The following is a 25,359-nucleotide window of genomic DNA, read 5'->3' as shown; positions in this document are numbered from 1 at the left end:
TCAGGCGGAGGCGGCTTCTGTAACACCGTCCGGCCGAGGCCGGCCGCCGCTTACTGCAGCGGCGTCGGGGTCGGCGCGTCGGTCGCGGTGGCGTCCAGCACGTTGTTGCCGTACGAATTCATCACCGCGCCGCTCTGCAAGTCGAGCGCCTTGGGCGTGCCGGTGATCACCGTATTCTCGATATAGCCCTTGGCCGCCGATCCGACCAAGCTGATGCCGGAGGTCGAGCTGACCGCAATCGTCGAATTGCTGACCTTGACGCTGTTGCTGAAGGTCGACGCCGGCGAGACTTGGATGCCGATCGCATTGGCGTAGAGCGTGGCGTGATCGATCGTCACGCGCGCTTGCGAGGTAGCGTTGACGCTTACACCTGCAGTAGAAAAGTTGCCGATAAACGAATCGGTAATCAGCACATCGCGCGCCGAACTGACTCGCACGCCTATAATTCCTGACACCGAGCCTGCGCCGTTGATGCTGAGGCCGCGGAGTACTACCTTAGCCGTGCCCGGGTTAGGCGATGAGCTGTCGTTGACGTTAACGCCGACGACCGCTGACGCGAGGATGCTGCCGAACGTCCCGGTGCAATCGATCGTGAGCGACTTGACGATCGTCACCGCGCCGAATCCGCCCGGATCGAGGCAATCGATCTCGCCGCCCGTCGCAGTCTTGCTTTCCGCGCCGGCGAAAGTCTTGCACGGCGCCGTGCGGCTACACGGATTGGCGTCGTCGCCGACCCCCGACACCCAGGTGCGCGTGGCCTGCGCCATCGCAGGACTGGCCACGAACAGGGCGACCATCGCCGCCAGCACTGTCACGAATAACTTCTTCATTACCGCTCTCCACTGAACGTTTCCGCTGGGCGACCCCTCACCCGGGCCAGCGGACGGATTGAACATTTCGAGCGGGAAGATGTCGCGTCGCGAAAGCCCCCCGGCCCTGACAGACTCGCGCCTCTGCAGGACGCGTTTGCCGCGGAGGCTATCACTCATTTGGTCGTGGTCAAAGACCCGTTCACCATAAATCGCCCTTCATGACCGGCCGGCGACGCGAGCGGCACTGCGAATTGGCTTCGATGCTCGTTGGATATCGGGAAAACATCAGGCCCATCAACGGTTTGCCGATCACCGCCCCGGGCGCAGTACGAACCCTGCCGCGGTGCCGCCGACCGCCGAGGGCGCGACCCAGACGTCGAACGCACCAGGCTCGGCGTAGCGTCTCTTATCGGGATGGACGAAGCCGAGATCGTCGCGGGTCAGGGTGAACGAAACCGTTACCGATTGGCCGGGATCGAGGTCGAGGTGGCGGATGCCCTTTAGCGCGCGCACCGGTTGGGTCAGGCTTGCCACCTTGTCGTTGACGTAGAGTTGCGCGACTTCGTGGGCCCGGCGCTTGCCGGTGTTGGTGACTGTCGCGGTGACGGTGACCGACCCGTCCCACGGCATCGCCGCGGCGCTAACGCGCGTCGGTGAATAGCTCACGCTCGAATAGGTCAGCCCATGCCCGAACGGGTAAAGCGGCTCGTCGGTCACTTCGCGGTAGCGCGCCTTGTAATTGGGGTCCTCGGTCAGCTGCGGCCGGCCGGTGCGGCGGTGGTCGTAGTAGAACGGCTCCTGCCCGGAGGCTTGCGGGAAGCTGACCGGCAAGCGGCCCTGCGGCACGTAATCGCCGAACACCAGGTCGGCGATGCTGTTGCCGGTTTCGGAGCCGAGGAACCACGTCGCCATGATCGCCGGCGCGTTCCGCACCGCGCCGGTCAGCGCGAGCGCGCGGCCGTGACGCAGCAATACGACGATCGGCTTGCCCGTCGCCGCGACGGCTTCGGCCAGCGCCAGCTGCGGCGCGGGGATGCCGATATCGACTCGCGCCTGCGCCTCGCCCGACATGCTCGCGCTCTCGCCGAGCAGCAGCACGACGACGTCGGCGTCCTTCGCCAGCCGCACCGCATGTTCGATCTCGCCGTCGATCGGCGCTTCGTAGTCGGACCCGCGCGTGACGCTCAATTTCGCCTTGTCGCCAAGCGCGGCGCGGAACCCCTCCTCGACCGTCACGCAGCTGTCGATATCGGGGAAGCTCGCCCAGGGACCGGGATAGTCGCCCTTCTGGCTCACCGCCGGGCCGATCAACGCGATGCTACCGCGCTTGGCGAGCGGCAACAGGCCGCCCTCGTTCTTGAGCAGCACCACCGACTTGCGCCCCGCCTCGCGCGCCAGCGCGATCGCGTCGGGGCGCCGCACGTCGCGTTGCTCGCGCGCCGGGTCAAGCGAGCGGTAGGGATTGTCGAACAGCCCGATCGCCTTCTTGACCGACAGCACGCGGCGTACCGCGGCGTCGACCGCCGCCAGCGGTACGCGGCCCGATGCCACCAGATCCGGCAGATGCTTCCAGTACAACCCCGACTGCATCGATATGTCGCACCCCGCGGTAAGCGCCTTGACCACCGCGTCGGGGCCGTCGGCGGCGTAACCGTGGAGGATCAATTCCTCCTCCGACGTGTAGTCGCTGACCACCAGCCCCTTGAACCCCCACTCGCCGCGCAGGATGTCGGTGAGCAGGTAGTGGTTGCCGGTCGACGGCACCCCGGCGATGTCGTTGAAGCTCGACATGGTGGTGATCGCCCCGGCGTCGAACGCCGCCTTGAAAGGCGGCAGATGCACTTCGCGCAACGTCGTGTCTGGAATGTCGGCGGTATTGTAGTCCATCCCGCCCTGCACCGCGCCGTACGCGGCGAAATGCTTGGGACAGGCGATCATCGAATCGTCGCGGCGGATGTCGGGACCCTGGAACCCGCGCACGCGGGCGCGGGCGAATTGCACACCGAGCCACGTGTCCTCGCCCGACCCTTCGACCACGCGGCCCCAGCGCTGGTCGCGCGCGACGTCGACCATCGGCGCGAAGGTCCACTGGATGCCCCTGGCCGACGCCTCGACCGCCGCCGCGCGCGCGGTGCGCTCGGCGAGGCCGGGGTCGAAGCTCGCCGTCTCGCCCAGGGGAACGGGAAAGGTCGTCTTCATCCCGTGGATCACGTCGCCCGCGAAGATCAGCGGGATCTTGTGCGGGCTCTGCTCGACCGCGACCTTCTGCAGCTCGCGCCCCGCCAGCGTGCCGATGCCGTTGAACAGCCCGACCATCTCGCCGCGCGCGATTCGCGCCTTCAACTCGTCCATGCTCTGCGCGACGAGGCCCGGATTGACTCCCGGCCCGTCGGTGCGCGCGGGGTCCGAATAGATCGACAGCTGCCCGGCCTTTTGCTGGACGCTCATGCGGGCAATCAGCCGCTCGATCAGCGGGTCGGTCGCCGGCGCCGCCTTGGCCAGCGCGGGAAGTGCAGCCGAGACGAACGCGACCGCGGAGGCACCCTTCAAAAGATCGCGGCGAGAAACGCTTCCGGCCATAACACTCCTCAGCCCGTCTGCGTCCCGGATCGTCGTGATGCCGGAACGGAAGAATTTTGTGCTTGGCGAATGCGCATGAAACCGGTTACCAAGCAAGCTGTGAAACGGTTACACGGCCCGCGAGAGGTCGATCAAGGAATATCCCGGGGCGCCAAGTCGCCCCGTTTAGGGGAGACGACATGAACAAGCTGATGAAGGCCAGCCTGCGTGCGGCGCTTGCGACGACCATTCTTGGCGGGGCAAACCTGATCCTTGTCATGCCGGCTTCGGCGCAGACCACATCGACGATTCAGGGCCATGTCGACGGCGCCGCCGCCGGGGCGACCGTCACCGTCACCGATGTGAACACTAACCATCAGGATACCGCGACGGTCGACGCGAACGGCAACTACGTCATCGTCGGGTTGCCGCCCAGCACCTATCGCGTCACGTCCGGCGACAAGTCGGTCCAGGTGGTGGTGCCGTTGAACCAGGCAGTCACCGCCGATCTGGTCGCCGAAGCGGCGTCGGCCGGCAAGGACATCGTCATCACGTCGTCGCGTGCCCGCGACGTAAAGACCGCGGCCGTCACCACCAACGTTTCACGGTTCCAGCTCGAAAACCTGCCCAACGGGGACCGCAACTTCCTCAACTTCGCTGCGCTGGCCCCCGGCGTCACCGTCTCCCCGCCGACGCTCAACGGCCGCGCGCGCCAGGTGCAGGCCGGCGCGATCAATTCGGACAACACCAACACCTTCATCGACGGCCTCAGCATCAAGAATCTGGTGAACCACGGCGGCACGCTCGGGCAGAATTACTCTTCGGGGAACCCGTTCCCGGCATCGGCGATCGACCAGTTCGACGTTCAGACGCAGAACTTCAAAGCCGAATACGAGCAAGCAGGCTCGGCCGTCATCTCGTCGATCACCAAAACCGGTGGCGACAAGTTCCACGGCGAGATCTTTGGCGAATGGCAGCCCAAGGCGTTCATCAGCGAAAATTACTTCGATCGGCCGGGCAAGTCCAACAATGCGACCGCGCCGTACCGGGCCAAGCCGAATTTCGACAACAAATTTTATGGCGGCAACCTGAGCGGCCCGATCATCAAGGACAAATTGACGTTCTTCGTCGATTTCGAAGGAACGAAGAAGACCTTCGGATCGAACGACATCCTCGTATATCCGGGCAATCTGGCCGCGCTGCCGCCCGCCGCGGCGACCTATGCGGCGAGCGCGCGGACGCAATATAACGGCAGCTTCCCGGCGACGTTCGACGAGAAGCTGTACTTCGGCAAGCTGACTTTCTTCGCGACGTCGAAGGACACGATCAACGTCAGCGCTTTCATCCGCAAGGAGGCCAACCTCCAGATCAACGGTGGTGTGACGACCACGGATGCGTCGACGAACAACCGCAACAACGAGTGGCGCTATCAGCTCACCTGGAACCATCGCGGCGACAACTGGCTGAACGAGTTCATCTTCGCCCGCGACGCCGCCGCCAACGGCGCGGTCCCCAACGTCCCTGGTTCGTCCTACGTCGTGACCTATGGCGGCTGTACGGTCCCGCCGTTCACCGCGGCAACGTGCCCCACACCGAACACGCCGAACACCGGCAATGGCCGGGTGTTGGTCCTGGGCGGGGTCAATTTCGCGCAGGACGATCATCAGTACCAGACGCTGTTCAAGGACAATCTGACGTTCTACGGCGGGCAGCACACGCTCAAGGCCGGGTTCAAGGTCAACTTCACCAAGCTGCAGCGGCTCGAGAACAACAACGGCAACGGTACGTATTTCTTCGACGCCAACACCTTCACCGGCATTGGCTCGTCGACGCCTTACGCAGCGTCGATCAATACCGCGAACGTCCAGCCGGTGACGGCGAAGAACACCGAAGTCGGCCTGTTCGTACAGGACGACTGGCGGCCGGATGACCATTGGCAGATCAGCGCCGGCATACGCTGGGACTATGAATCCAACGCGGTCAACAACGACTTCGTGACGCCCGCGGGTATCGCCGCGGCGATTCGCGCTTATCCCGGCTGGAAGGCGGCGGGGATTAACCCCGACGACTATATCTCGACGGGCAACAACCGTCCCGCGTTCAAGGGCGCATTCCAGCCGCGTCTCGGCGTGTCGTACGACGTGAAGGGCGACCGCGATCTCGTGTTCAGCTTTGGTGCCGGGCGCTACTACGATCGCTCGCTGTTCATCGATGCCGCGATCGAGACGATCAAGGACCGCTACGAGTCGGTGGTTACGATCAACACGCCGCCCAATTGCGTGCTGGGCAACCCGGGGTGCGTCGCGACGATCCCGACGACCACCGATCAGTTGCGCGCGCTGGCGGCCATGCAAGGCGGCGAAGTCCACCTGCTCAACAACCACACCAAGATCCCCTATTCGGATGAAATCAATTTCGGGATCAAGAAGCGGGTGGGGCGGATCAACACCTCGATCAATTTCTCGTACATCAAGTCGCACAACATCTTCCAGGAAGTGGTCGGCAACCGGCTGCCCGACGGGACGTACAATCCGGGCGGCAACCCGATCTACACGTACAACGGCAACGTCTATTCGGACGGGATCTTCTTCGGCGGGTCGGCGATCTTCAACGCGCCGCTGCCCGGCTATGGCAGCATCTTCATCGGCAACAGCGACGGCAAGGCGAACTACGCCGCTTTGTACCTTCAGGCCGACAAGCCCTATACCGAGCAATCCGGCTGGGGCTTCAGCACGACGCTGACCATTTCCACCGCGCGGACGAACGACAGCCGCAACACCGCGTCGATCGGCGACCCGTTCAACTTCGACGCACCGACGATCGGCGCGCAAGGCTATGGTCCGGTCATCGGTCTCGAGCGGTGGCGCTTCGTCGGGTCGGGCACCGTCCGCCTGCCCTGGAACATCAAGCTGACTACGCTCGTGACGCTGTCGGCGGGCCCCTCTTATGGCGGCGTCTTGTGCAACGTGCCGGCCACCGCGCCGGGCGGCGGCGGATGTTATCTGACCAACTTCGGCATCTACCGGCCCAAGGGCATCGGTTACAAGAACGTCGACTTCAACATCTCGAAGACGTTCAAGATGCCGTTCGCCAAGAGCCAGGAATTCACGGTCTATTTCCAGGCGCTCAACGCGTTCGATTTCGTCAACCGCAACTATTCGCAATGGGGCGGCGGCTTCCAGAACGCCGGCGGCCCCGGCCCGACCCTTGCGCCCGATCCGGGATCGGTGGCGAGCCAGGGACGCAACTTCAAGATCGGCGCCCGATACAAGTTCTAGGGGTCAAGGGGGCGGGCGGCGAGAGCCGGCCCGCTCTCGATCGCCAGATATCATGCGGCCAGCGGCGGCGCCTTGCAGTGGCGGTCGATGAACGCGGCGTGATCGGGCATCGCCGCCGCGACATCGGCGGTCACCTCCGCGATATCGCCGAGGAATTCGGCGATCGTTCCCCCCGGGATCGTGTCGACCAGCGGGTCATGGCCGCGACCGAGGCCTTGCCCGATCAGCACTTGCGTCCAGCTCTCGACGCGGAACAATTCCTGGGCGGCGCGCTTGTAGAACCGGCCCGACGACGCGAACAGCTCGAGGCGTTCGGTCAGGCTGTCGGGCACGGCCATGTGCTTGAGATAGGCCCAATAGGGCGTGTCCTCGCGCTCGGTGACCTTGTAGTGGGCGACGATGAAATCGCGCACGTCGGTGAATTCGAAATCGTGCTGGCGGTTGTACTCGGCCACATCGGGGGCGGCGAAGGCGCTGTGCGGGAACAGGCCGAGCAGCTTGACGATACCGGTCTGGATCAAATGGATGCTGGTCGATTCGAGCGGTTCGAGGAACCCCGCCGACAGTCCGATCGCGACGACGTTCTTCTCCCATGCCCGGGCGCGCTTGCCCGGGCGGAAGCGCACCGGGCGCGGATCGGCCAATGGTCTCGCATCTAGATTCGCCAGCAGCGTCGCCGCCGCTTCGTCGTCGGAGAGGTGGTTGCTCGAATAGACGTGCCCGTTGCCGGTGCGATGCTGAAGCGGGATGCGCCATTGCCAACCGTGCGGGTGCGCCGTGACGCGCGTGTAGGGCGTCAGCGGCGACACGCGCTCGCACGGCACCGCGAGCGCACGGTCGTTGAGCAGCCAGTGGTTCCAATCCTCGTATTCCACGCCGAGCGCGTCACCGATCAGCAGCGCGCGCATTCCCGAGCAATCGACGAACAAGTCGCCATCGACCGTCCGGCCGTCGGCCATCACAACGTGCGAAACATGCCCGCGCTCGCCGTCGAGCGCGACATCGACGATCCGCCCCTCGATCCGCTCGACCCCCTGGCCTTCGGAGCGGGTGCGCAGGAAGCACGCGAACAGCGAGGCGTCGAACTGAAAGGCGTAATCGAGTCCCGACAGCGGTGATTGCGGCTGGCGCGGATCGGGAAAGGCGAACTTGTTCTGGCGCGCGGCGAGGCAATTGAGCGCGTAATGATCGAAATGCTCCACCACCTCGCCATCGGCGCGCGCGCGCAGCCACAATTGGTGCGTGTGGAGCCACATGAAATCCTGGCCGATCCGGCCGAAGCCGTGGAAGTAGCGGTCGGTCCCGTCGCGCCAGCCGACGAAATCGATCCCGAGCTTGAATGTCGCCTGAGTCGCGCGGATCATCTCGACCTGATCGATCCCGGCCAGCGCCAGATAATCGCGGATCGCCGGGATGGTCGCCTCGCCGACGCCGATGATGCCGATCTCGTCCGATTCGATCAGGCGGATGCGATAGCTCTTGAAGACATGCGACAGCAGCGCCGCGGTCATCCACCCGGCGGTACCGCCGCCGACTATCGTGATGGTCTTCAGCGGCCGCGGCGGTTGCGTCATCCTGCTCTCCCGTGCCCCGTCTTAGGGCGGCGCACGGCGCTTGCCTAGCAACGCGACCCTCTCCGCGTAAACGGTTACATGAAGTGTTTGCAGCGCCGGCTCCACGCGCTAGGCTCGATTGCGAGCCGGCGCGACCGGCAATGGGAGAGCGCTGAAAATGGCAACGGTGCGCCTGACACAGGCGGCCAAGAGTTTCGGGCCGGTCGAGGTGCTGAAAGGCGTCGACCTCGACATCGCCGACGGCGAATTCGTCGTGTTCGTCGGGCCGTCGGGCTGCGGCAAGTCCACCCTGTTGCGCAGCATCGCGGGGCTCGAGACGCTGACCTCCGGGTCGATCGCGATCGACGGGCGCGTGGTCGACGATGTGCCACCGTCGGAGCGCGGGATCGCGATGGTGTTCCAGTCCTACGCGCTGTACCCGCACATGAGTGTCGCAGAGAACATGGGGTTTGCGCTCAAGCTCGCCGGGCGGCCCAAGGCGGAGGTCGCCGAGGCGGTCGCGGCGGCAGCGAAGACGCTCGACATCGAGCATCTGCTCGGCCGGCGGCCGAAGGAATTGTCGGGCGGCCAGCGCCAGCGCGTCGCGATCGGCCGCGCGATCGTGCGCCAGCCCAAGGTGTTCCTGTTCGACGAGCCGTTGTCGAACCTCGACGCCGCGTTGCGCGTGCGGATGCGCTACGAATTCGCCGGCCTGCACCAGACGCTCGGCACGACGATGATCTACGTGACGCACGATCAGGTCGAGGCGATGACGCTCGCCGACCGGATCGTCGTGCTCAACGGCGGGGTGATCGAGCAGGTCGGGACGCCCGACGCGCTCTATAACACGCCCGACACCCTGTTCGTCGCCGGTTTCATCGGCGCGCCGACCATGAACCTGCTGTCCGCGACGGTGACCGGGCCCGGCACGGTGCGGCTCGCCGGCGGGCAGCAAATCGAGACCGCAAGCGCCGCACTGCCGGTCGGCGCGACGGTGACGCTCGGCGTGCGGCCCGAACAGGTGCGGCTCGGCGGCGGGGACAACGCGCTGACCGGTGCGGTGCGGATGATCGAATCGCTGGGGTCGGCGCATCACGTCCACCTCGCGGTCGAGGGGATCGCCGACCCGCTGGTCGCGTCGTTCGCCGAGCGGCCGGCCGGAGAGGCGCTGACCGTGTCGGTGCCGCGCGAGGCGTTGTTGGTGTTCGACGCCGAGGGTCGCGCGATCCGGCAAGGGAGCCAGCCATGACGACGATCACCATCCGCGACGTTGCGCGCCGCGCTGCCGTTTCGGTCGCCTCGGCGAGCCGCGCGCTCAACAACCACAGCAACGTGACCCCGGCGACGCGCGAGCGCGTGCTCGCCGCGGCGCGCGCGCTCGATTATGTTCCGCATCTCGGCGCGCGGAGCCTGTCGCGCGGGCGGTCGAACACGATCGGCGTGGTGCTGCCCGATCTGTTCGGCGAATTCTTTTCGGAGATCATCCGCGGGATCGATTACGCGGCGCACCAGCGCGGGCTGCAGCTGCTCCTCACTAACATGCACGGCAGCCCCCAGGATACCGAAGCGGCGATCCGCGCGATGCGCGGGCGAGTCGACGGGCTGCTCGTGATGTCGCCGCAAGTCGATGTCGATTTCCTCGGCCGCAGCCTCCCCAAGGGCCTCCCTACGATCGTCATGAACGCCGCCGCCGACGGCGTGCACCCGACAATCGCGATCGACAATCTGGCGGGCGCGCGCGACGCGGTGGCCCACCTCGCGGCGCAAGGGTGCCGCCACATCGCACACGTCGCCGGCCCGCGCGGCAATGCCGATGCCGACGCGCGCCGCGCCGGGTTCGAGGAAGCGACCGCTGGCGCGGGGATCGTCATCGGGGGCGACTTCACCGAAGCGGCGGGAATAGCCGCCGCCCGCGCAATCCTGGCCGATCATCGCGATGTCGACGGCGTGTTCGCGGCGAACGACATGATGGCGGTGGCGTGCATGGCGACGCTGGCGGAAGGGGGGATGCGCGCGCCCGACCAGGTCGCGATCATCGGGTTCGACGGCGTGCCGATCGCGCAATATGTCACGCCGGCCTTGTCGACGATGGCGCTCAACCTGGCCGAACTGGGCGAGCGCGCGGTCGAGCGGCTGATCGCGGCGACCGAAAGTCCCGATGCCGCGCCGTCGACCGAAATGATGGTGCCGCACTTGATCGTGCGCGCGTCGAGCCGCCGTGCTTGATCGCCGACAACTCCTGCTCGGCGCCGCGGCGCTCGGCGGCTGCGCGCCGGTGATGCTCGACGCAGCGCCGGCCACCGACCTGATCGGCGACGTCCAGCGCCGCACCTTCGCGTTCTTCTGGGATCGCGCCAACCCCTCGAACGGCCTGATGCCCGACCGCTGGCCGAGCCCGAGCTTCTCGAGCATCGCCGCGACGGGCTTCGCGCTGACCGCCTATCCGGTCGGGGTCGAGCGCGGCTGGATCACCCGGGCGCAAGCGCGCGAGCGGACGCTGGCGACCTTGCGCTTCTTCTGGACCGCGCCACAGGGACCACAAGCGAGCGGGGTCAGCGGGTACAAGGGCTTCTTCTACCATTTCATCGACGTCGAGACGGGCCTGCGCTTCCGCCAGTGCGAACTGTCGTCGATCGACACCGCGCTGCTGGTGGCGGGGATGCTGTTCGCCGCGCAATATTTCGACCGTTCCGACGAAGCCGAGATCCGCGACCTCGCGCACCGCATCTACGCGCGCTGCGACTGGCGCTGGTTCCAGAAGGCCGATAAGCGTGTGTCGATGGGCTGGCACCCGGAGAGCGGGTTCATCGAGCGTCCGTGGTTCGGCTATACCGAGGGGCAGATTCTCTACATCCTCGCGCTCGGCGCCCCCGATCTCGCGCTCGGCCGCGACGCGTACGATGCCTGGTGTTCGACCTATCCCGACAGCTGGCGCGGTGTGGGCAAGGACCGTCACCTCGCGTTCGGGCCGCACATGGCACACCAATACACGCAATGCTGGATCGACCTGCGCGGCATCCGCGACAAGCCGATGCGCGACGCCGGGTTCGATTATTTCGAGAACAGCCGCCGCGCGACCTATGCCCAGCGCGCCTATGCCATCGCCAACCCCGGCAAATGGACCGGTTATTCAGAAGACATCTGGGGGCTGTGCCCGTGCGACGGCCCCGCCGATGTCACGATCGGCGGCCGGCAATTCTACGGCTATGCCGCGCGCGGGCCGGTCGGACTCCCCGATGGGCTCGACGACGGCACGATCGCGCCGACGGCGGCGGTCGCCTCGCTGCCCTTTGCGCCCGAGATCGTCGAGCCGGCCACGCGCGCGCTCTATGCGCGCTATGGCAGCGCAATCTACGGCCAGTATGGTTTCTTCGATTCGTTCAATCCCAGCTTCACCGCGCGCGACGTGCCCGTTCAGCATGGGCGCGTGACTGAGACGGCGGGCTGGGTCGACAGCGACTATCTCGGTCTCGACCAGGGGCCGATCGTCGCGATGATCGAGAACCATCGCAGCGGCCTGATCTGGAAATACATGCGCCAGTCGCCGGCGGTCAGGGCCGGCTTGCAACGCGCCGGATTCACCGGCGGATGGCTCGGATGAGGCTGCTCGCCGCCCTCGTGCTACTCCTACTCGGCAGCTGCACCGCCGCGCCCGGCAAGACCGTGCTCGACGTCTGGGCGATGGGCCGCGAGGGCGAGGTGATCGGCGACCTGATCCCGCAGTTCGAGCGCGAGAATCCCGGCGTCACGGTCCGCGTCCAGCAACTTCCCTTCACCGCCGCGCACGAGAAATTGCTGACCGGGTTCGTCGGCGACGCGATGCCTGATCTCGCGCAGCTCGGGAACAGCTGGGTGCCGGAGTTCGCCGCGCTGGGCGCGCTCGAACCGCTCGACGCGCGCGTCGCCGCGACGCCTGCGATCCCGCGCGGCGATTACTTCCCGGGCATCTGGGATTCGAACGTGATCGACGGGAAGCTCTACGGCGTGCCGTGGTACGTCGACACGCGGCTGCTGTTCTACCGCCGCGATCTGCTGACCAAGGCCGGGTTCGACCATCCGCCGCGCGACTGGGCCGAATGGCAGCGCCAGATGGCCGCGATCAAGCACCTCGTCGGGCCGAGCAAATACGCCGTCTTCTTGCCGCTCAACGAATATGAGCCGCTCGAAATCCTCGGGCTGCAATCGCCCCATCCGATGGTAACCGACGGCGTGCGCGCCAATTTCCGCAGCCCCGGCTTCCGCAAGGCGCTCGGCTTCTATCTCGGGCTGATGCAGGGCGGGCTCGCGCCGGTCGCCGCCAATACCGAGATCGCCAGCGTCTGGGACGAATTCGACCGCGGCTTCTTCAGCTTCTACATCACCGGCCCGTGGCAGATCGGCGAGTTCAAGCGCCGCCTGCCCGCCGATCACCAGGCCGAATGGATGACCGCGCCGATGCCGGGTCCCGACGGGCCGGGCGTGTCGAACGCGGGCGGATCGAGCCTGGTCGTGTTCAAATCGTCGGCGAAGAAGGACGCCGCGTGGAAGCTCGTCGCGTATTTCTCGCGCCCCGACGTACAGGTCCGCTTCCACGATCTGACCGGCGACTTGCCGCCACGGAAGAGCGTGTGGGCGACCCCCGCGCTCGCCAACGACCCCTATGCCAAGGCGTTCGGCGAGCAACTGACGCGCGTGCGCGCGACGCCCAAGGTGCCCGAATGGGAGCGGATCGGTGACGAGATCAAGATCGTCGGCGAAAAGGCCGCGCGCGGGCAATTGACCGCCGAGCAGGCGTCCGACGAGCTCGACAAGCGCGCCGACGAGATCCTCGCCAAGCGCCGCTGGATGCTATCGCGGGGGCGGTCATGAACCGCGAAGCCGCCGCCTGGGGGTTCGTCGCGCCGGCGCTCATCGCGCTCGCGCTGTTCTTCTTCCTGCCGGTGATCGCCGCGCTGATCCTGAGCTTCACCGATTTCGACATCTACGCCGTCGCCGACCTCGGCAATTTGCGCTTCGTCGGGCTCGACAATTACCTCCAGCTCTTACGCACCCCGCTGTTCTGGAAAGCGCTCGGCAACACCGCATGGTTCGTATTGCTCGGCGTGCCGCTGTCGATCGCGATGTCGCTCGCCGCAGCACTCCTGCTCGACAGCAAGCTCGCGCGGTTCAAGGGGTTCCTGCGCACCGCCTATTTCGCGCCGGTGGTGACGACGCTCGTCGCGGTCGCGGTGATCTGGCGGTATTTGCTCCACACCAAATACGGGCTGGTGAACTGGGTGCTTGGGCTGATCGGCATCGGCCCGGTCGACTGGCTCGGCGACCCCAAATGGTCGATGCCGGCGATCGTGCTGTTCGCGGTGTGGAAGAATTTCGGGTACAACATGATCATCCTGCTCGCGGGACTGCAGACGATCCCCGAAGAACTCCATGAGGCCGCGCGGATCGACGGCGCGAGCGCGTGGCAGCGGCTGCGGCACATCACCCTGCCCGGTCTCGCGCCGGTGCTGCTGGTGGTGTCGATCCTTACCATGGCGGGCTATTTCCAGCTGTTCGCTGAGCCCTATGTGATGACGCAGGGCGGGCCCGCGGAGAGCACCGTCAGCATCCTCTATTTCATGTACGACCAGGGCTTCAAATGGTGGAACCTGGGGTTCGCATCTGCGGTCGCGTTCGTGCTGTTCGCGATCCTGTTCGCGCTGACCATGCTCCAGCTACGGCTGTCCGAGCGGTGGACGCGATGAGGCGCGGCGGGCTCCTCACCAACGCCGCGTTGTGGCTGATCGCGCTCTTCGCGCTGGCGCCGCTCGCGTGGATGGTGTCGGTCAGCCTGATGGCGTCGGGCGAGGCGTCGACCTTCCCGCCGCCGCTCCTCCCCCCGCACCCGACCTTCGCCAATTTCACCGGCTTGTTCGCCGACACCGACATGGCGCGCTACCTCGTCAACAGCCTGGTGCTTGCGACGCTCGCGACGGCGATGTCGCTGACCTTCAACGTGATGGCGGGGTACGCCTTCGCCAAGCTGCGGTTTGCCGGGCGCGACCGCATCTTCCGCCTGCTCCTGACCGCGCTCGTGATCCCGGCGCAGGTCGCGATGATTCCGCTGTTCCTGATCTGCAAAGCGCTCGGCGTGGTCGACAGCTTCGCCGGGGTGCTGATCCCCTCGATCGCGAGCGTGTTCGGCATCTTCCTCGTCCGGCAATACGCGCTGTCGATCCCCGACGAAATGCTCGAGGCGGCGCGGATCGACGGGGCGAGCGAGGGGCGCATCTTCCGCTCGATCGTTCTGCCGACGCTCAAGCCGATCCTCGCGACGCTGGCGACGTTCAGTTTCCTGGGGAGCTGGTCCGATTTCCTGTGGCCGCTGATCATCCTCAACGACGGACGCAAGTACACGCTGCCGGTGGCGCTCGCCAACCTGAGCCGCGAGCACGTCCAGGATGTCGAGCTGATGATGGCGGGGAGCGTGGTGACCTTGCTCCCCGTGCTGCTGCTCTTTCTCGCGTTGCAACGTTACTACATCGCCGGGCTGATGGCGGGGAGCGTCAAGGGATGAAGAGGTTTATGATGGCTCTAGCCGCGCTGGCAAGCGTCGCCACGACCAAGGCGCCGCCCGCGCCGACGCTGCCGGAGGGCGTCCAGACCGCGCAGCCCGCGCCGGCGGGCGGGTACCCGTATCTGGTGTTCGTACCCAAGGGGTACGGCGCCGACACGACCGAGCGCTGGCCGCTCGTCATCTTCCTCCACGGATCGGGCGAGCGCGGGACCGATATCGAGGTGGTCAAGAAGAACGGCCCGCCCAAGGTCATCATGCAACACCCCGGGTCGCCCTATTTCCTCGTCTCTCCGCAGCTCGAGGTCGGCGACGACGGCAGCCGGTGGGACACGGCAAAGCTCGACGCGCTGCTCGCGGCGGTGCGCAGGACCTATCGGATCGACCCGGCGCGGATCTATCTCACCGGACTTAGCCTCGGCGGTTATGCGACATGGGACTGGGCGTTCAAGCACCCCGACCTGTTCGCCGCGATCGCCCCCGTCGCCGCCAATAGCGAGGACACCAGCCACGACCCGTGCGCCCTCAAGGACCTACCGATCTGGGCGTTCCACGGTGACCAGGACGATGTCGTCGATCCGCTGAAGGGCTTCGCGATCGTCCACGCGATCGACGCCTGCAAGGGCTCGGTCCGCCCGATGATGACCGTGTACCCGCGCATGACCCATGGATCGTGGGAACCCGCGTACGACGATCCCGCCATGTGGCGCTGGCTGCTCGATCAGCGCCGCGCGGTGCCCGCCCCGGATCCCGCTCCAACCAGGAAAGCCAAGAAATGACCAGCCCGTTCCCCGACGATTTCCTGTGGGGATGCGCCACCGCGGCGTATCAGATCGAAGGCTCGCCGCTCGCCGACGGTGCGGGGGCGTCGATCTGGCAGCGCTTCAGCCACGATCCGCGACTGATGGCGGCGAAGGGCGATACGGGCGACGTCGCGTGCGACCATTACAACCGCATGGCCGACGATGTCGCGCTGATGAAGGAATTGGGACTGCAGGCCTATCGCTTCTCCGTGGCATGGGGTCGCGTGCTGCCCGACGGGACCGGGAAGGTGAACGCGGCGGGGCTCGATTTCTACGAGCGGCTGGTCGACACGTTGCTGGCGAACGGAATCGAGCCGCTGTGCACGCTCTACCATTGGGACTTGCCCGCCGCGCTCGACGACCGCGGCGGCTGGCTCAACCGCGACAGCGCGGACTGGTTCGCCGATTACGCCCGCGTGATGTTCGACCGGCTCGACGGACGCGTGAAGAAATGGGTGACGCTCAACGAGCCATGGGTGATCACCGACGGCGGCTACCTCCACGGCGCGCTCGCGCCGGGGCACAAGAACGTGTTCGAAGCGCCGATCGCCAGCCGCAACCTGATGCGCGCGCACGGTGCCGCAGTGAAAGCGTATCGCGAGGTCGGGCGCCACGAGATCGGCCTCGTCGTGAACCTCGAGCCCAAATATCCCGCGTCGGGCTCGCCCGAGGACACGGCTGCGCTGGCACGCGCCAATGCTTACATGAACCGCCAGTATCTCGACCCCGCGATCCACGGGACCTGCCCGGCGGAGCTCGCCACGATCTTCGGCGAGGCATGGACCGACTGGTCGGCCGATGACCTCGCGCTGGCCAGGCAGAAGATCGATTTCGTCGGGGTCAACTACTATACGCGCAACGTAACGCGCGCCGACGACAGCTGGCCGCTCAACGCCGGCATGGTGAAGCAGCCGCTCGCCACCTACACCACCACCGGTTGGGAGGTGTTCCCGCAGGGACTGACCGATGTCCTGCTATGGGTGAAGGAGCTGTACGGCGACCCGGCGATCTACGTCACCGAAAACGGCGCCGCCTTCTTCGACCCCCCGGTCGCCGAGCAGGGCCGCGTCGAGGACCCCTTGCGCGTCTCGTACCTGCGCCAGCACATCGCCGCGGTCGGCGAGGCGATCGAACGGGGCGCCAACGTCAAGGGCTATATGCTGTGGTCGCTGTTCGACAATCTCGAATGGTCGCTCGGCTATTCGAAGCGCTTCGGGATCGTCCACGTCAATTTCGCGACGCAGCAACGCACGCTGAAGGATTCGGCCAGATTGTACCGCGAAGTGATCGCGACCAACGGCGCCTGCCTAGACTAGCGCCGCCTTCGCCTGCGCTTCGGCTTCGGCGTGAAGCGCCCAGAAATTCTCGACTGGCCGGCCCGCCAGACGGCGTTGCAGCACCGCGAGATGCGACCCCCAGCCGCCGCCGAAGTTGCGCGCATCGTCGGCGCCGCGCAGCCCGCTGTGCGTGAGCGTCAGCCGCGTGCGCCCACCATCGAGCGGCCCGAGTTCGAACAGCACGCTCCCCGCCTTGCCGCCGTCCCAGCTGAACGCGAGACGGTGCGGTGGATCGATCGTCTCGATCGTCTCGAACCACGCTTTGCCGACGTTCGCGACATAGCGTTCGGGCGTCGGCACGTCGCCGTCGGACAACGCGGCATGGTCGAAGGTCAGCCCGAACTTGCCGCCGACGCGCGGTTCGGTGGCGCCGCCCATGAACCAGCGCGCGCGCAGCTCGGGTTCGACCAAATAGCGCCACACCGTCTCGACCGGCGCGTCGAGGTCGCGGACGAAGACCAGTTTCGCCGGCGTGATCGTGTCGGTGTCGGCCATCGTCATTGCTCCGTCGTTGTCGCGAGGTTGCCGAGGATCATCGTCCAGCCTGCGCGCGTGCGGTCCTCGTAATCCGTCCACACGCCCTCATGCGTTAGCGTCAGCCGCGATCCCGCGCCCTGCGGTTGGATAGCGACCGTGACGCGAGTCCATTCGCCCTCGTCGACCTCGCCCACCATGCACGCCCGGAACTGGAAGACGAGGCGGCGCGGCCGCTCGATGGTTTCGTAGCGCAGCCGGTGCAGCGCATCCTTGCCGCCGCGCCGCTCGACGATCACTGCTTCGCCGCCCACGCGCGCGTCGATCTCGCACGTGAGCATCTCGCCGTCGGGCGTCCTGAACAGGAAATGCCGCGCCTGCGCCGGGTCGAGCCAGGCGTCGAACACGCGTTCGGCCGGTGCCGCGAAATCGCGCGTGACGGTCAGGATCGCGCTCATGCCTCGTCCTCCGCGAGCAGCGCTTCGAGCCGGTCGAGGCTGATGCTCCACATCTTTTCCCATTGCCGCAGCCACGCATCGGCCTCGGCCAGCCGGTCGGCCTTCAACCGGCATAGTTGCTGGCGCCCCGCCTTGCGGCGTTCGACCAGCCCGGCACGTTCGAGCACGCCGACATGTTTGGCCGCCCCAGCGAAGCTCATCGCGAAGGGAGCGGCGAGTTCGCCCACCGAACGCTCGCCGGCGGCGAGGCTGGCGAGCATCGCGCGGCGCGTCGGATCGGCTAATGCGGCGAAGGTCGTGTCGAGTCTTTCAACCATATGGTTTAATTATGTCCGCCAGTCGCAATTGTCAACCTGTCAGTTGAATATTGCCGCTCTTGCCCAAATTCCCGCCGCGCGACACAAAGGGGCGGGGTTGCAGCGAGTTAGGGGGTGGCGATGGCGGCGACGGCGTGGGACGATGACGGCAACCCGTTGGAGGATTGGGAACGCGACCTGACGCGCCCCGACGGTTTTCCGCTGGTCGCGACGCTGGCCGGGTCGGGTGCGATCGTCCTCGTCGCGATTGTGGTGTTCAACTTCCTGACGATCGACGTGATGGGACATATCGTCGCAGTGCTCAGTGGGGCGATGCTGGTCGCGGCGCTCGTGTTCGCGGGGGCCTGGTTCCTGACGCTGCGCCACGCGACACTCGGCTGGAACGTCGCGGCCGGGGGCGCCATGGCCGGTGTCGCGTTGATGGCGGTGGTGGTCGTGTTGGCGATCGACGCGGCGGGGACCCAAGCCGATGCGCGTACCGTGCGGCTGATCCGGATTAACGGTCAAGGCGAGCCGGTGCTACCGCCCGGGGTCAAAGGCGGACCGATCACCGCGGCGACGATGGATTTCTTTCGCCAGGCGATCGCCGAGCGCCACAAGCGCGAAGACATGGCGCGCGGGCTGGGGCTCGATCGTCTGGCCAATGCCAGCGCGATCGAGCGCGAGCCCGACCTGGTGCGCGATTGCGGCCGTTTTGCGCGCAACGCGCCGCGGATCGACGAGATGGATCGCGCGTTCATGGCCAAGATCGCGGCGTTCCGCACGCGGCTCGGCGGGATCGTCAAGGACCCCGCAATGCGCGACTCGCTCCTCAAGGGGTTCGACGATTCGCTCGGCTCGGGCAGCGCCGACATGCACGAAACCAATCGCGTGACGCACAGCCTGTTCGATCAGGCCGGGCCGCTCTGCACCTTGCTGGCGGCGCGGCACTGGAAGCCGATGGGGACCATGTTCATGTTCACGTCGCGGTCCGACCTCGCCGCGTTCGACCGCCGGATCGCCGCGTGGAACGACCTGATCCGCGAAGCGCAGACGATCGCGGCGCGACAGGACGAGCGGATGCGCGAATCGGGTTTCGTCGACGGCAACACGCGGCTCTGATCACTCCTCCGAAGAATCGTCGCCGTCGGGCCGTTGGCCGCCCATGCCCGGCCGGCGCCCGAGCCCGCCACGCCGGGGACGGTACTCATCGATCGGCGGGTCGATCCTGGGCAGCTCGCCGCGCGTGATCCGCCCGTCATGGTTCTTGTCCAGCATCGCGAACCGGTCGAGCGCGGCGGCGCGGAATTCCTGCGGGTCGACCCCGCGGTTGAAATTGGTGTCGGCGACGACGACCGGCTCGGGATAGTCGAAGAACGAATAGCGCGCGGCGCCGCGCTTGGTGTCGGCGTAGCGCGGCGTTTTCGCTTCGCCGCTGCCGCCGTTGCCGAACGACATCCCGCCCGGACCGCCGCCACCGCCTCCGCCGCCACGGCGACCACCGCCGCCCCCGCCGCCACGACGACCGCTGCCATTACCCCCGCCGCTGCGCGCACCGTGCATCGGTCCCGCGCCCTCGCCACCGGTGCGGATTTCGGGGGCTAGCACGGTTTCGTAATATTCGATGTCGTCGGGATCGATCTCACCGTCCTTGCCGCGGTCGAGCACCGCGAAGAAGCGCATCGCGTCGGCGACGAATTCGTTGGCGCTAATCGATTCGTCATGGTCGGTGTCGGCGCCGTCGAACCACATCCGCACCGGGTCGGGCCCGCGGAACGGCTCGCCCATCGGGCTGATGAACAGCTTGTTGTGCGACCGCGGCTCCTCGCGCGGCAAGGGCGGTGGCATCGGCGGGAGCGTGCCCGCGAGCGGCGGCTTGTCCTGCGCCGCCGCCATCAACGCCACGCTCAGTATCGCCGCCAACATCGCCCGCACTCCACCGCTACTGGCAGAGCGCTAGGCCGGCTTTGTCGCACAAATGTGTCGGAGCATTTGATCCGCTCACGCGGATTACGGCACCGGCCCGCTCCCCCGCCCGACCGCCAAGTCAGGATATTCTATGGGCGGTCGGGCGGGGGAGCGGGCTGGTGCCGCTCGGACGTCAGTCCGCAAACAGCAAAACCGGCGTCTCGAGATATTTCTTGAGCGCCTGGACGTAGCTCGCCGCGTCCCAGCCGTCGACGACGCGGTGGTCGCAGCTGATCGACAGGTTCATGCATTTGGCGCGGCGGATCTCGTCGCCGTCGAACACCGGGCGCTCGACGATCTTGTTAGGCCCGATGATCGCGACTTCGGGGCGGTTGATGACCGGCGTCGTCGCGATCCCGCCGAGCGGGCCGAGGCTGGTCACGGTGATCGTGCCGCCACCCATCTCGTCGGGCTTGAGCTTGCCAGCGCGCGCCGCTTCAGCCAGCCGCGAAATCTCGCTCGCGAGCTGCCACACATTCTTGTCCTGCGCGTCGCGGATGACGGGGACGGTGAGCCCGGCATCGGTCTGCGCCGCCATGCCGAGATGCACGCGGCCGTGCCGCGTCACCACGCCCGCTTCGTCGTCGTAACGCGCATTGAGCATGGGGAACTCGGGCAGCGAGCGGCAGATCGCGACGATCAGCAGCGGCAGCATCGTGAGCTTGGGCCGCTGCCCACGATTGCCATTGAGGTCGGCGCGCATGTCCTCGAGGCTCGTCACGTCGATCTCGTCGACATAGGTGAAGTGCGGGATGCTGCGCTTCGACGCCGCCATGTTCTCGGCAATCTTGCGACGCATGCCGATGACCTTGATCGCCTCGTCGTCGCGCGCGCGCGAGGCGTGCGGCGCGTGATAGCCCTGGCCCGAGCCGTAGCGCAGGAAGGCGTCGAGGTCCGAATGCCGCAACCGGTCGCCCTCGGCCTTCACCGAGGCGAGGTCGATGCCGAGTTCCTTCGCGCGCTGGCGCACGGCGGGCGAGGCGAGGACCTTTAATTCCTCCCCGGGACGGGGAGGGGGACCATCCGCAGGATGGTGGAGGGGGCGGGCCGCGAGCGAATCGCTATCAGGCGATCCCCCTCCACCACCAGCTTCGCTGGCGGTCCCCCTCCCCGTCCCGGGGAGGATTTCTTTTTCATACGCCGGCGTCTTGCCCTCGGCGTCGGCGACGCCCGGGTTTTCCGCCTCGACGGTTTCCTCGACCTCGTCCTTCGCGGGCAATTCACCCGGCGCGACATCGGCGACGGTTTCCTCCGACGGCGCGATCGCCGCATCGCCCTCGACCTCGATCACCACCAGGGTCGATCCGATCGGCACCTGGTCGCCGACCTCGCCCGCGAGCTCGATCACCGTGCCCGCGACCGGCGATTCCATCTCGACCGTCGCCTTGTCGGTCATCATGTCGGCGAGGCTCTGGTCCTCGCTAACCGTGTCGCCGACCTTGACGTGCCACGCGACGATCTCGGCCTCGGCAATGCCTTCGCCAATGTCGGGCAAGCGGAATTCGAAACGAGCCATCAAAAAACTCCTTTCGTGTCGAGCGAAGTCGAGACACGCTGGCATGATACCGAAACCCGTTTCTCGACTTCGCTCGAAACGAACGGGGGAGGAGCGGACATCATCGTCAGTCCTTCATGATCTTCTTGAGCGCCTGTCCGATGCGGACGGGGCCGGGAAAATATGCCCATTCGAGGCTGTGCGGGTACGGCGTGTCGAACCCGGTGACGCGCTCGATCGGCGCTTCGAGGTGATAGAAGCAGCGCTCCTGGACCAGCGCCGACAGCTCGGCGCCGAACCCGCTGGTGCGCGTCGCTTCGTGGACGATCATGCAGCGCCCGGTCTTGGCAACCGATGCCTCGATCGCGTCGATGTCAAGCGGGACGAGTGTGCGCAGGTCGAGGATCTCGGCATCGACCTCGGCTTCCTCAGCGACCTTCTGGCAGACATGGACCATCGTGCCGTAGCACAGGATCGTCAGCGCCTCGCCGCTCCGCACCACGTCCGCCTTGCCCAGCGGCACCTTGTAATATCCCTCGGGCACCTCGCCGCCGGGGTGCTTCGACCAATTTTCCGCGGGGCGGTCCCAATGGCCGTTGAACGGGCCGTTGTAGATGCGCTTGGGCTCGAAGAAGATGACCGGGTCATTGTCCTCGATCGCCGCGATCAGCAGCCCCTTGGCATCGTACGGCGTCGCGGGGATCACCGTCTTCACGCCCGAAATGTGCGTGAAGATGCCCTCGGGGCTTTGCGAGTGCGTCTGCCCGCCGAAGATGCCGCCGCCATAGGGCGCGCGGATCGTCAGCGGCGCGATGAACTCGCCCGCCGAGCGGTAACGCAGCCGCGCCGCCTCGCTGACCAGCTGGTCGAGCGCGGGGTAGATGTAATCGGCGAATTGGATCTCAGGGACCGGGCGCAGGCCGTACGCGCCCATCCCGACCGCGACGCCGACGATCCCGCATTCGGTGATCGGCGTGTCGAACACGCGCGTCTTGCCATGCTTCGCCTGCAGCCCCGCGGTGGCGCGGAACACGCCGCCGAAATAGCCGACATCCTCGCCCATCACGATCACGTCGGGGTCGCGCGCCATCATTACGTCGAGCGCGGAGTTGATCGCCTGGATCATGTTCATGCGCGTGGTGCCGCCGGCGTCGTTGGCGCTTGCTTCGGTGTCGATCACGTCGCTCATTTCTTGCGCGCCCATGGCCGTCCGCTCGCTTCTTCCTCGTCCAGCATCATCTGGCGCTGCTCGCGCAAATGCCACGGCATTTCCTCGAACACCCCGTCGAACAACGTGTCGAGCGGCTGGTGGAGGCCATGGCCCAGGATGCCGTTCTTCTCCGCCGCCTTCTGCGCGGTCTTGACCTGCTCGGCCAGTTCGAGATCCTGCGCCGCGTGGCGCTCCTCGTCCCATTCGCCGAGCGCGATCAGATGGTTCTTGAGCCGCACGATGGGGTCGCCGAGCGGCCAGGCGGTCGGCTCGCCCGCGCTGCGATATTGCGTCGGATCGTCGGAGGTCGAGTGCCCCTCGGCACGATAGGTGAAATGCTCGATCAGCGTCGGGCCCTGGTTGGTCCGCGCGCGCTCCGCCGCCCATTGGGTCGCGGCATAGACCGCGAGCGCGTCGTTGCCGTCGACCCGCAGGCCCGCGATCCCATAGCCCACGCCACGCGCCGCGAACGTGGTCGCCTCCGCGCCGGCGAACCCGGAGAACGAGCTGATCGCCCATTGGTTGTTGACGACGTTGAAGATCACCGGCGCGCGATAAACCGTGGCGAAGGTCAGCGCCGAGTGGAAGTCGCCCTCCGCGGTCGATCCTTCGCCGCACCACGTCGCCGCGATCCGCGTGTCACCCTTCGACGCGCTCGCCATCGCCCAGCCGACTGCCTGCGGATATTGCGTCGTCAGGTTGCCCGAGATCGAGAAGAACGAGAAGCGCCGCTCGGAATACATGATCGGCAGCTGCTTGCCCTGCAGCTTGTCGCCCGCGTTCGAATAGATCTGGTTCATCATGTCTTCGAGCGGGCACCCGCGCGAGATCAGCACGCCTTGCTGGCGGTACGAAGGGAAGCACATGTCGTCGTCGGCGAGCGCGGCGGCGGCGCCGATCGACACCGCCTCTTCGCCGAGCGATTTCATGTAGAAGCTGGTCTTGCCCTGCCGCTGCGCGCGGAACATGCGTTCGTCGAACGCGCGCACCAGCGCCATGTTGCGGAGCATCTTGCGCAGCGTGTCGGGGCTGAGCTTGGGGTCCCATGGGCCCACCGCCCGGTTGTCCTCGTCGAGCACGCGGACCATCGAATAGGCCAGGTCGGTGAAGCTCTTCGGGTCGTCCGCGATATCGGGGCGCCGCGCCGCGCCCGCCGCGGGAATATCGACCGCCGTGAAATCGACCGCGTCGCCTGGCCGGAACTTGGGTTCGGGGACGTGGAGCGACAAAGGTTTCAGGTTGGCGCGCGTGTCGCTGGCCATGCTCTCTCCGGGTTCGACTCGATAGCGTAACGCTTGGGCGCCGCGATGGTCCCCTTGTTATTTAATTTCAAGCGGGTTGGCGAGTCACCCGCCCACCGTCTGCTCGATCACCCCGAAGATCGGATGGTGCCTGTCGTCCTCCGCCCAGATGCGGACGGTATCGCCGGCCTTGAGGAACGGCGTGACCGGCTTGCCGCCTTCTATCGTCTCGATCGTGCGGATTTCGGCGAGGCACGAATAGCCGACCCCGCCCTCGGCGATCGGCTTGCCTGGCCCGCCCGCGGCGTCGCGGTTCGACACGGTGCCCGATCCGACGATCGTCCCCGCGCCGAGCTTGCGCGTCTTCGCGGCGTGCGCGACGAGCGTGCCGAAGTCGAACGTCATGTCCTCCGCCGCCTCGGCGCGGCCGAACGGCTGGCCGTTCAAATCGACCATCAGCTTGCGGTGGAGCTTGCCGTCCTGCCACCAGTCGCCGAGCGCGTCTGGCGTCACGAACACCGGGGAGAAGGCGCTGGCGGGCTTGGACTGGAAGAAACCGAATCCTTTGGCGAGCTCGCCGGGAATGAGGTTGCGCAACGACACGTCGTTGGTCAGCCCGACCAGCAGGATCGCGTCCAGCGCTTGCTCGCGCGTCGCGCCCAATGGCACGTCGCCGGTCACCACCACGACCTCGGCCTCAAGGTCGCAGCCCCACGCCTCGTCGGCGAGCGGGATCGGGTCGCGCGGGCCGAGGAACCCGTCCGACCCGCCCTGATACATCAGCGGATCGTGCCAGAAGCTTTCGGGCATCTCGGCATTGCGCGCCTGCCGCACCAGCGCGACATGGTTCACGTACGCCGACCCGTCGGCCCATTGGTAGGCGCGCGGCAAGGGCGAGGCCGCGTCATGCTCGTGGAACCGCTCGAGCGGGATCGCCTGGTTGCGCACATCGGTCGCCAGCACGATCAGGTCGGGGAGCAGATGGTCCCAGTCGTCGAGCGCGGCTTGCAGCGTCGGCGCGATGTGCCCGGCGTCGGCGTACCAGGCAAGGTCGTCCGATACGACGACGAGCTTCCCATCGCGTCCGTGCTTCAGGCTGGCGAGTTTCATGCGGACTCCTTTTGCCCCTCCCTAGCCGCACCGACGGGGGATTGACCAGCCGCCCGCTTGCCCGCCACACCGACCGAAAGGTTGCAGGAGAGGACTGATATGACCCCCGACAGCGTGCCCGGCCGCTTCGCCTATAACGAGGATCACGAGGCCTTCCGCCAGACCGTTCGCAGTTTCCTGCAAAAGGAAGGCGTGCCCAATGTGGGCGACTGGGAGAAGAACCGCCTTGTACCCAA

The 25,359-nt window shown here is 66.6% G+C and carries 22 protein-coding genes; 11 read left to right on the top strand and 11 right to left on the bottom strand.

Annotation, left to right across the window (positions count from 1 at the left end):
- Nucleotides 1–50: 50 nt before the first annotated feature.
- Both E7773_RS03595 and bglX read right to left on the bottom strand, forming a co-directional pair.
- Complete coding sequence (locus E7773_RS03595; protein WP_293988286.1) at nt 51–830, bottom strand: right-handed parallel beta-helix repeat-containing protein; 780 nt, start codon at nt 828–830, stop codon at nt 51–53.
- A 291-nt stretch (nt 831–1,121) separates the two neighbouring features.
- Complete coding sequence (bglX, locus tag E7773_RS03590) at nt 1,122–3,392, bottom strand: beta-glucosidase BglX (RefSeq protein WP_293988284.1); 2,271 nt, start codon at nt 3,390–3,392, stop codon at nt 1,122–1,124.
- Between the two features lie 179 nt (nt 3,393–3,571).
- On the opposite strand from bglX, the gene E7773_RS03585 reads away from it, so the two are divergent.
- Entirely contained in the window at nt 3,572–6,649 is a 3,078-nt protein-coding gene (locus tag E7773_RS03585; RefSeq protein WP_293988282.1) for a TonB-dependent receptor, read from the top strand.
- A gap of 50 nt (nt 6,650–6,699) precedes the next feature.
- Here the strand turns inward: E7773_RS03585 and E7773_RS03580 are convergent, their stop codons facing one another.
- Complete coding sequence (locus E7773_RS03580; protein WP_293988280.1) at nt 6,700–8,223, bottom strand: tryptophan halogenase family protein; 1,524 nt, start codon at nt 8,221–8,223, stop codon at nt 6,700–6,702.
- Between the two features lie 157 nt (nt 8,224–8,380).
- On the opposite strand from E7773_RS03580, the gene ugpC reads away from it, so the two are divergent.
- From ugpC to E7773_RS03540, 8 genes are read left to right on the top strand one after another with little or no spacing between them, the layout of a single operon-like run.
- Nucleotides 8,381–9,451 (top strand): sn-glycerol-3-phosphate ABC transporter ATP-binding protein UgpC, encoded by a 1,071-nt coding sequence (gene ugpC, locus E7773_RS03575; RefSeq protein WP_293988278.1) that lies wholly within the window; start codon nt 8,381–8,383, stop codon nt 9,449–9,451.
- Nucleotides 9,448–10,428: a LacI family DNA-binding transcriptional regulator gene (locus E7773_RS03570; RefSeq protein WP_293988276.1), complete on the top strand. Its 981-nt coding sequence runs from the start codon at nt 9,448–9,450 to the stop codon at nt 10,426–10,428. Before ugpC ends, E7773_RS03570 begins: the two co-directional genes overlap by 4 nt.
- Nucleotides 10,421–11,803, top strand: coding sequence for a glucoamylase family protein (locus E7773_RS03565; RefSeq protein WP_293988274.1), 1,383 nt, complete (start codon nt 10,421–10,423; stop codon nt 11,801–11,803). Before E7773_RS03570 ends, E7773_RS03565 begins: the two co-directional genes overlap by 8 nt.
- Nucleotides 11,791–13,050 (top strand): sugar ABC transporter substrate-binding protein, encoded by a 1,260-nt coding sequence (locus E7773_RS03560; protein WP_293988272.1) that lies wholly within the window; start codon nt 11,791–11,793, stop codon nt 13,048–13,050. Before E7773_RS03565 ends, E7773_RS03560 begins: the two co-directional genes overlap by 13 nt.
- Nucleotides 13,047–13,922, top strand: coding sequence for a sugar ABC transporter permease (locus E7773_RS03555; RefSeq protein WP_293988270.1), 876 nt, complete (start codon nt 13,047–13,049; stop codon nt 13,920–13,922). Before E7773_RS03560 ends, E7773_RS03555 begins: the two co-directional genes overlap by 4 nt.
- Nucleotides 13,919–14,734, top strand: coding sequence for a carbohydrate ABC transporter permease (locus E7773_RS03550; RefSeq protein WP_293988381.1), 816 nt, complete (start codon nt 13,919–13,921; stop codon nt 14,732–14,734). The genes E7773_RS03555 and E7773_RS03550 overlap by 4 nt, the downstream gene beginning before the upstream one ends.
- Nucleotides 14,731–15,510, top strand: a complete 780-nt coding sequence (locus E7773_RS03545) for a PHB depolymerase family esterase (RefSeq protein WP_293988267.1) — start codon at nt 14,731–14,733, stop codon at nt 15,508–15,510. The genes E7773_RS03550 and E7773_RS03545 overlap by 4 nt, the downstream gene beginning before the upstream one ends.
- On the top strand, nt 15,507–16,850 hold the full coding sequence (locus E7773_RS03540; protein WP_293988265.1) for a GH1 family beta-glucosidase: 1,344 nt from the start codon (nt 15,507–15,509) through the stop codon (nt 16,848–16,850). Before E7773_RS03545 ends, E7773_RS03540 begins: the two co-directional genes overlap by 4 nt.
- Here the strand turns inward: E7773_RS03540 and E7773_RS03535 are convergent.
- Genes E7773_RS03535 through E7773_RS03525 form a run of 3 tightly spaced genes read right to left on the bottom strand, consistent with a single transcriptional unit; the run spans nt 16,842 to nt 18,120 of the window.
- The gene (locus tag E7773_RS03535) at nt 16,842–17,366 is read right to left on the bottom strand and encodes an SRPBCC family protein (RefSeq protein WP_293988263.1); all 525 of its coding nucleotides are present in this window, start codon (nt 17,364–17,366) and stop codon (nt 16,842–16,844) included. The two genes, E7773_RS03540 and E7773_RS03535, sit on opposite strands and share 9 nt — an antisense overlap.
- Before the next feature lie 2 nt (nt 17,367–17,368).
- On the bottom strand, nt 17,369–17,803 hold the full coding sequence (locus tag E7773_RS03530; protein ID WP_293988261.1) for an SRPBCC domain-containing protein: 435 nt from the start codon (nt 17,801–17,803) through the stop codon (nt 17,369–17,371).
- Nucleotides 17,800–18,120 carry a metalloregulator ArsR/SmtB family transcription factor gene (locus tag E7773_RS03525; RefSeq protein WP_293988259.1) on the bottom strand — a complete coding sequence of 107 codons (321 nt, stop codon included), beginning with the start codon at nt 18,118–18,120 and terminating at the stop codon, nt 17,800–17,802. Before E7773_RS03525 ends, E7773_RS03530 begins: the two co-directional genes overlap by 4 nt.
- Before the next feature lie 120 nt (nt 18,121–18,240).
- Here E7773_RS03525 and E7773_RS03520 point away from each other — a divergent pair, with 120 nt between their 5' ends.
- The gene (locus E7773_RS03520; protein ID WP_293988258.1) at nt 18,241–19,221 is read left to right on the top strand and encodes a hypothetical protein; all 981 of its coding nucleotides are present in this window, start codon (nt 18,241–18,243) and stop codon (nt 19,219–19,221) included.
- On the opposite strand, the gene E7773_RS03515 is transcribed toward E7773_RS03520, so the two are convergent.
- The 5 genes from E7773_RS03515 to E7773_RS03495 form a co-directional block, all read right to left on the bottom strand.
- A complete protein-coding gene (locus E7773_RS03515; RefSeq protein WP_293988255.1) occupies nt 19,222–20,025 on the bottom strand; it encodes an EF-hand domain-containing protein in 804 nt (267 codons plus the stop codon).
- A gap of 175 nt (nt 20,026–20,200) precedes the next feature.
- Nucleotides 20,201–21,583: a dihydrolipoamide acetyltransferase family protein gene (locus E7773_RS03510; protein ID WP_293988252.1), complete on the bottom strand. Its 1,383-nt coding sequence runs from the start codon at nt 21,581–21,583 to the stop codon at nt 20,201–20,203.
- 106 nt (nt 21,584–21,689) lie between these two features.
- Nucleotides 21,690–22,694 (bottom strand): alpha-ketoacid dehydrogenase subunit beta, encoded by a 1,005-nt coding sequence (locus tag E7773_RS03505; protein WP_293988378.1) that lies wholly within the window; start codon nt 22,692–22,694, stop codon nt 21,690–21,692.
- 53 nt (nt 22,695–22,747) lie between these two features.
- A complete protein-coding gene (locus E7773_RS03500) occupies nt 22,748–24,034 on the bottom strand; it encodes a 3-methyl-2-oxobutanoate dehydrogenase (2-methylpropanoyl-transferring) subunit alpha (RefSeq protein ID WP_293988250.1) in 1,287 nt (428 codons plus the stop codon).
- Between the two features lie 84 nt (nt 24,035–24,118).
- Nucleotides 24,119–25,123 (bottom strand): fumarylacetoacetate hydrolase family protein, encoded by a 1,005-nt coding sequence (locus tag E7773_RS03495; RefSeq protein ID WP_293988248.1) that lies wholly within the window; start codon nt 25,121–25,123, stop codon nt 24,119–24,121.
- Nucleotides 25,124–25,222: 99 nt separating this feature from the next.
- Here E7773_RS03495 and E7773_RS03490 point away from each other — a divergent pair.
- Nucleotides 25,223–25,359: acyl-CoA dehydrogenase family protein (locus E7773_RS03490; RefSeq protein ID WP_293988376.1), on the top strand; the 137-nt coding region annotated here is incomplete at its 3' end.

Origin of the sequence: Sphingomonas sp. (genome assembly GCF_004799495.1) — a bacterium.
Lineage (GTDB): Bacteria > Pseudomonadota > Alphaproteobacteria > Sphingomonadales > Sphingomonadaceae > Sphingomonas.
The sequence above is the reverse complement of the archived record's forward strand: the minus strand, read 5'-3'. Positions and strand labels throughout refer to the sequence as shown.

Coding starts and splice junctions, on each gene's coding strand:
- E7773_RS03540 (WP_293988265.1), top strand. CDS start 15,507: ATGACCAGCCCGTTCCCCGACGATTTCCTGTGGGGATGCGCCACCGCG.
- E7773_RS03495 (WP_293988248.1), bottom strand. CDS start 25,123: ATGAAACTCGCCAGCCTGAAGCACGGACGCGATGGGAAGCTCGTCGTC.
- E7773_RS03570 (WP_293988276.1), top strand. CDS start 9,448: ATGACGACGATCACCATCCGCGACGTTGCGCGCCGCGCTGCCGTTTCG.
- E7773_RS03535 (WP_293988263.1), bottom strand. CDS start 17,366: ATGGCCGACACCGACACGATCACGCCGGCGAAACTGGTCTTCGTCCGC.
- E7773_RS03585 (WP_293988282.1), top strand. CDS start 3,572: ATGAACAAGCTGATGAAGGCCAGCCTGCGTGCGGCGCTTGCGACGACC.
- E7773_RS03545 (WP_293988267.1), top strand. CDS start 14,731: ATGAAGAGGTTTATGATGGCTCTAGCCGCGCTGGCAAGCGTCGCCACG.
- E7773_RS03555 (WP_293988270.1), top strand. CDS start 13,047: ATGAACCGCGAAGCCGCCGCCTGGGGGTTCGTCGCGCCGGCGCTCATC.
- ugpC (WP_293988278.1), top strand. CDS start 8,381: ATGGCAACGGTGCGCCTGACACAGGCGGCCAAGAGTTTCGGGCCGGTC.
- E7773_RS03520 (WP_293988258.1), top strand. CDS start 18,241: ATGGCGGCGACGGCGTGGGACGATGACGGCAACCCGTTGGAGGATTGG.
- E7773_RS03595 (WP_293988286.1), bottom strand. CDS start 830: ATGAAGAAGTTATTCGTGACAGTGCTGGCGGCGATGGTCGCCCTGTTC.
- E7773_RS03580 (WP_293988280.1), bottom strand. CDS start 8,223: ATGACGCAACCGCCGCGGCCGCTGAAGACCATCACGATAGTCGGCGGC.
- E7773_RS03510 (WP_293988252.1), bottom strand. CDS start 21,583: ATGGCTCGTTTCGAATTCCGCTTGCCCGACATTGGCGAAGGCATTGCC.
- E7773_RS03530 (WP_293988261.1), bottom strand. CDS start 17,803: ATGAGCGCGATCCTGACCGTCACGCGCGATTTCGCGGCACCGGCCGAA.
- bglX (WP_293988284.1), bottom strand. CDS start 3,392: ATGGCCGGAAGCGTTTCTCGCCGCGATCTTTTGAAGGGTGCCTCCGCG.
- E7773_RS03505 (WP_293988378.1), bottom strand. CDS start 22,694: ATGAACATGATCCAGGCGATCAACTCCGCGCTCGACGTAATGATGGCG.
- E7773_RS03560 (WP_293988272.1), top strand. CDS start 11,791: ATGGCTCGGATGAGGCTGCTCGCCGCCCTCGTGCTACTCCTACTCGGC.
- E7773_RS03515 (WP_293988255.1), bottom strand. CDS start 20,025: ATGTTGGCGGCGATACTGAGCGTGGCGTTGATGGCGGCGGCGCAGGAC.
- E7773_RS03500 (WP_293988250.1), bottom strand. CDS start 24,034: ATGGCCAGCGACACGCGCGCCAACCTGAAACCTTTGTCGCTCCACGTC.
- E7773_RS03525 (WP_293988259.1), bottom strand. CDS start 18,120: ATGGTTGAAAGACTCGACACGACCTTCGCCGCATTAGCCGATCCGACG.
- E7773_RS03550 (WP_293988381.1), top strand. CDS start 13,919: ATGAGGCGCGGCGGGCTCCTCACCAACGCCGCGTTGTGGCTGATCGCG.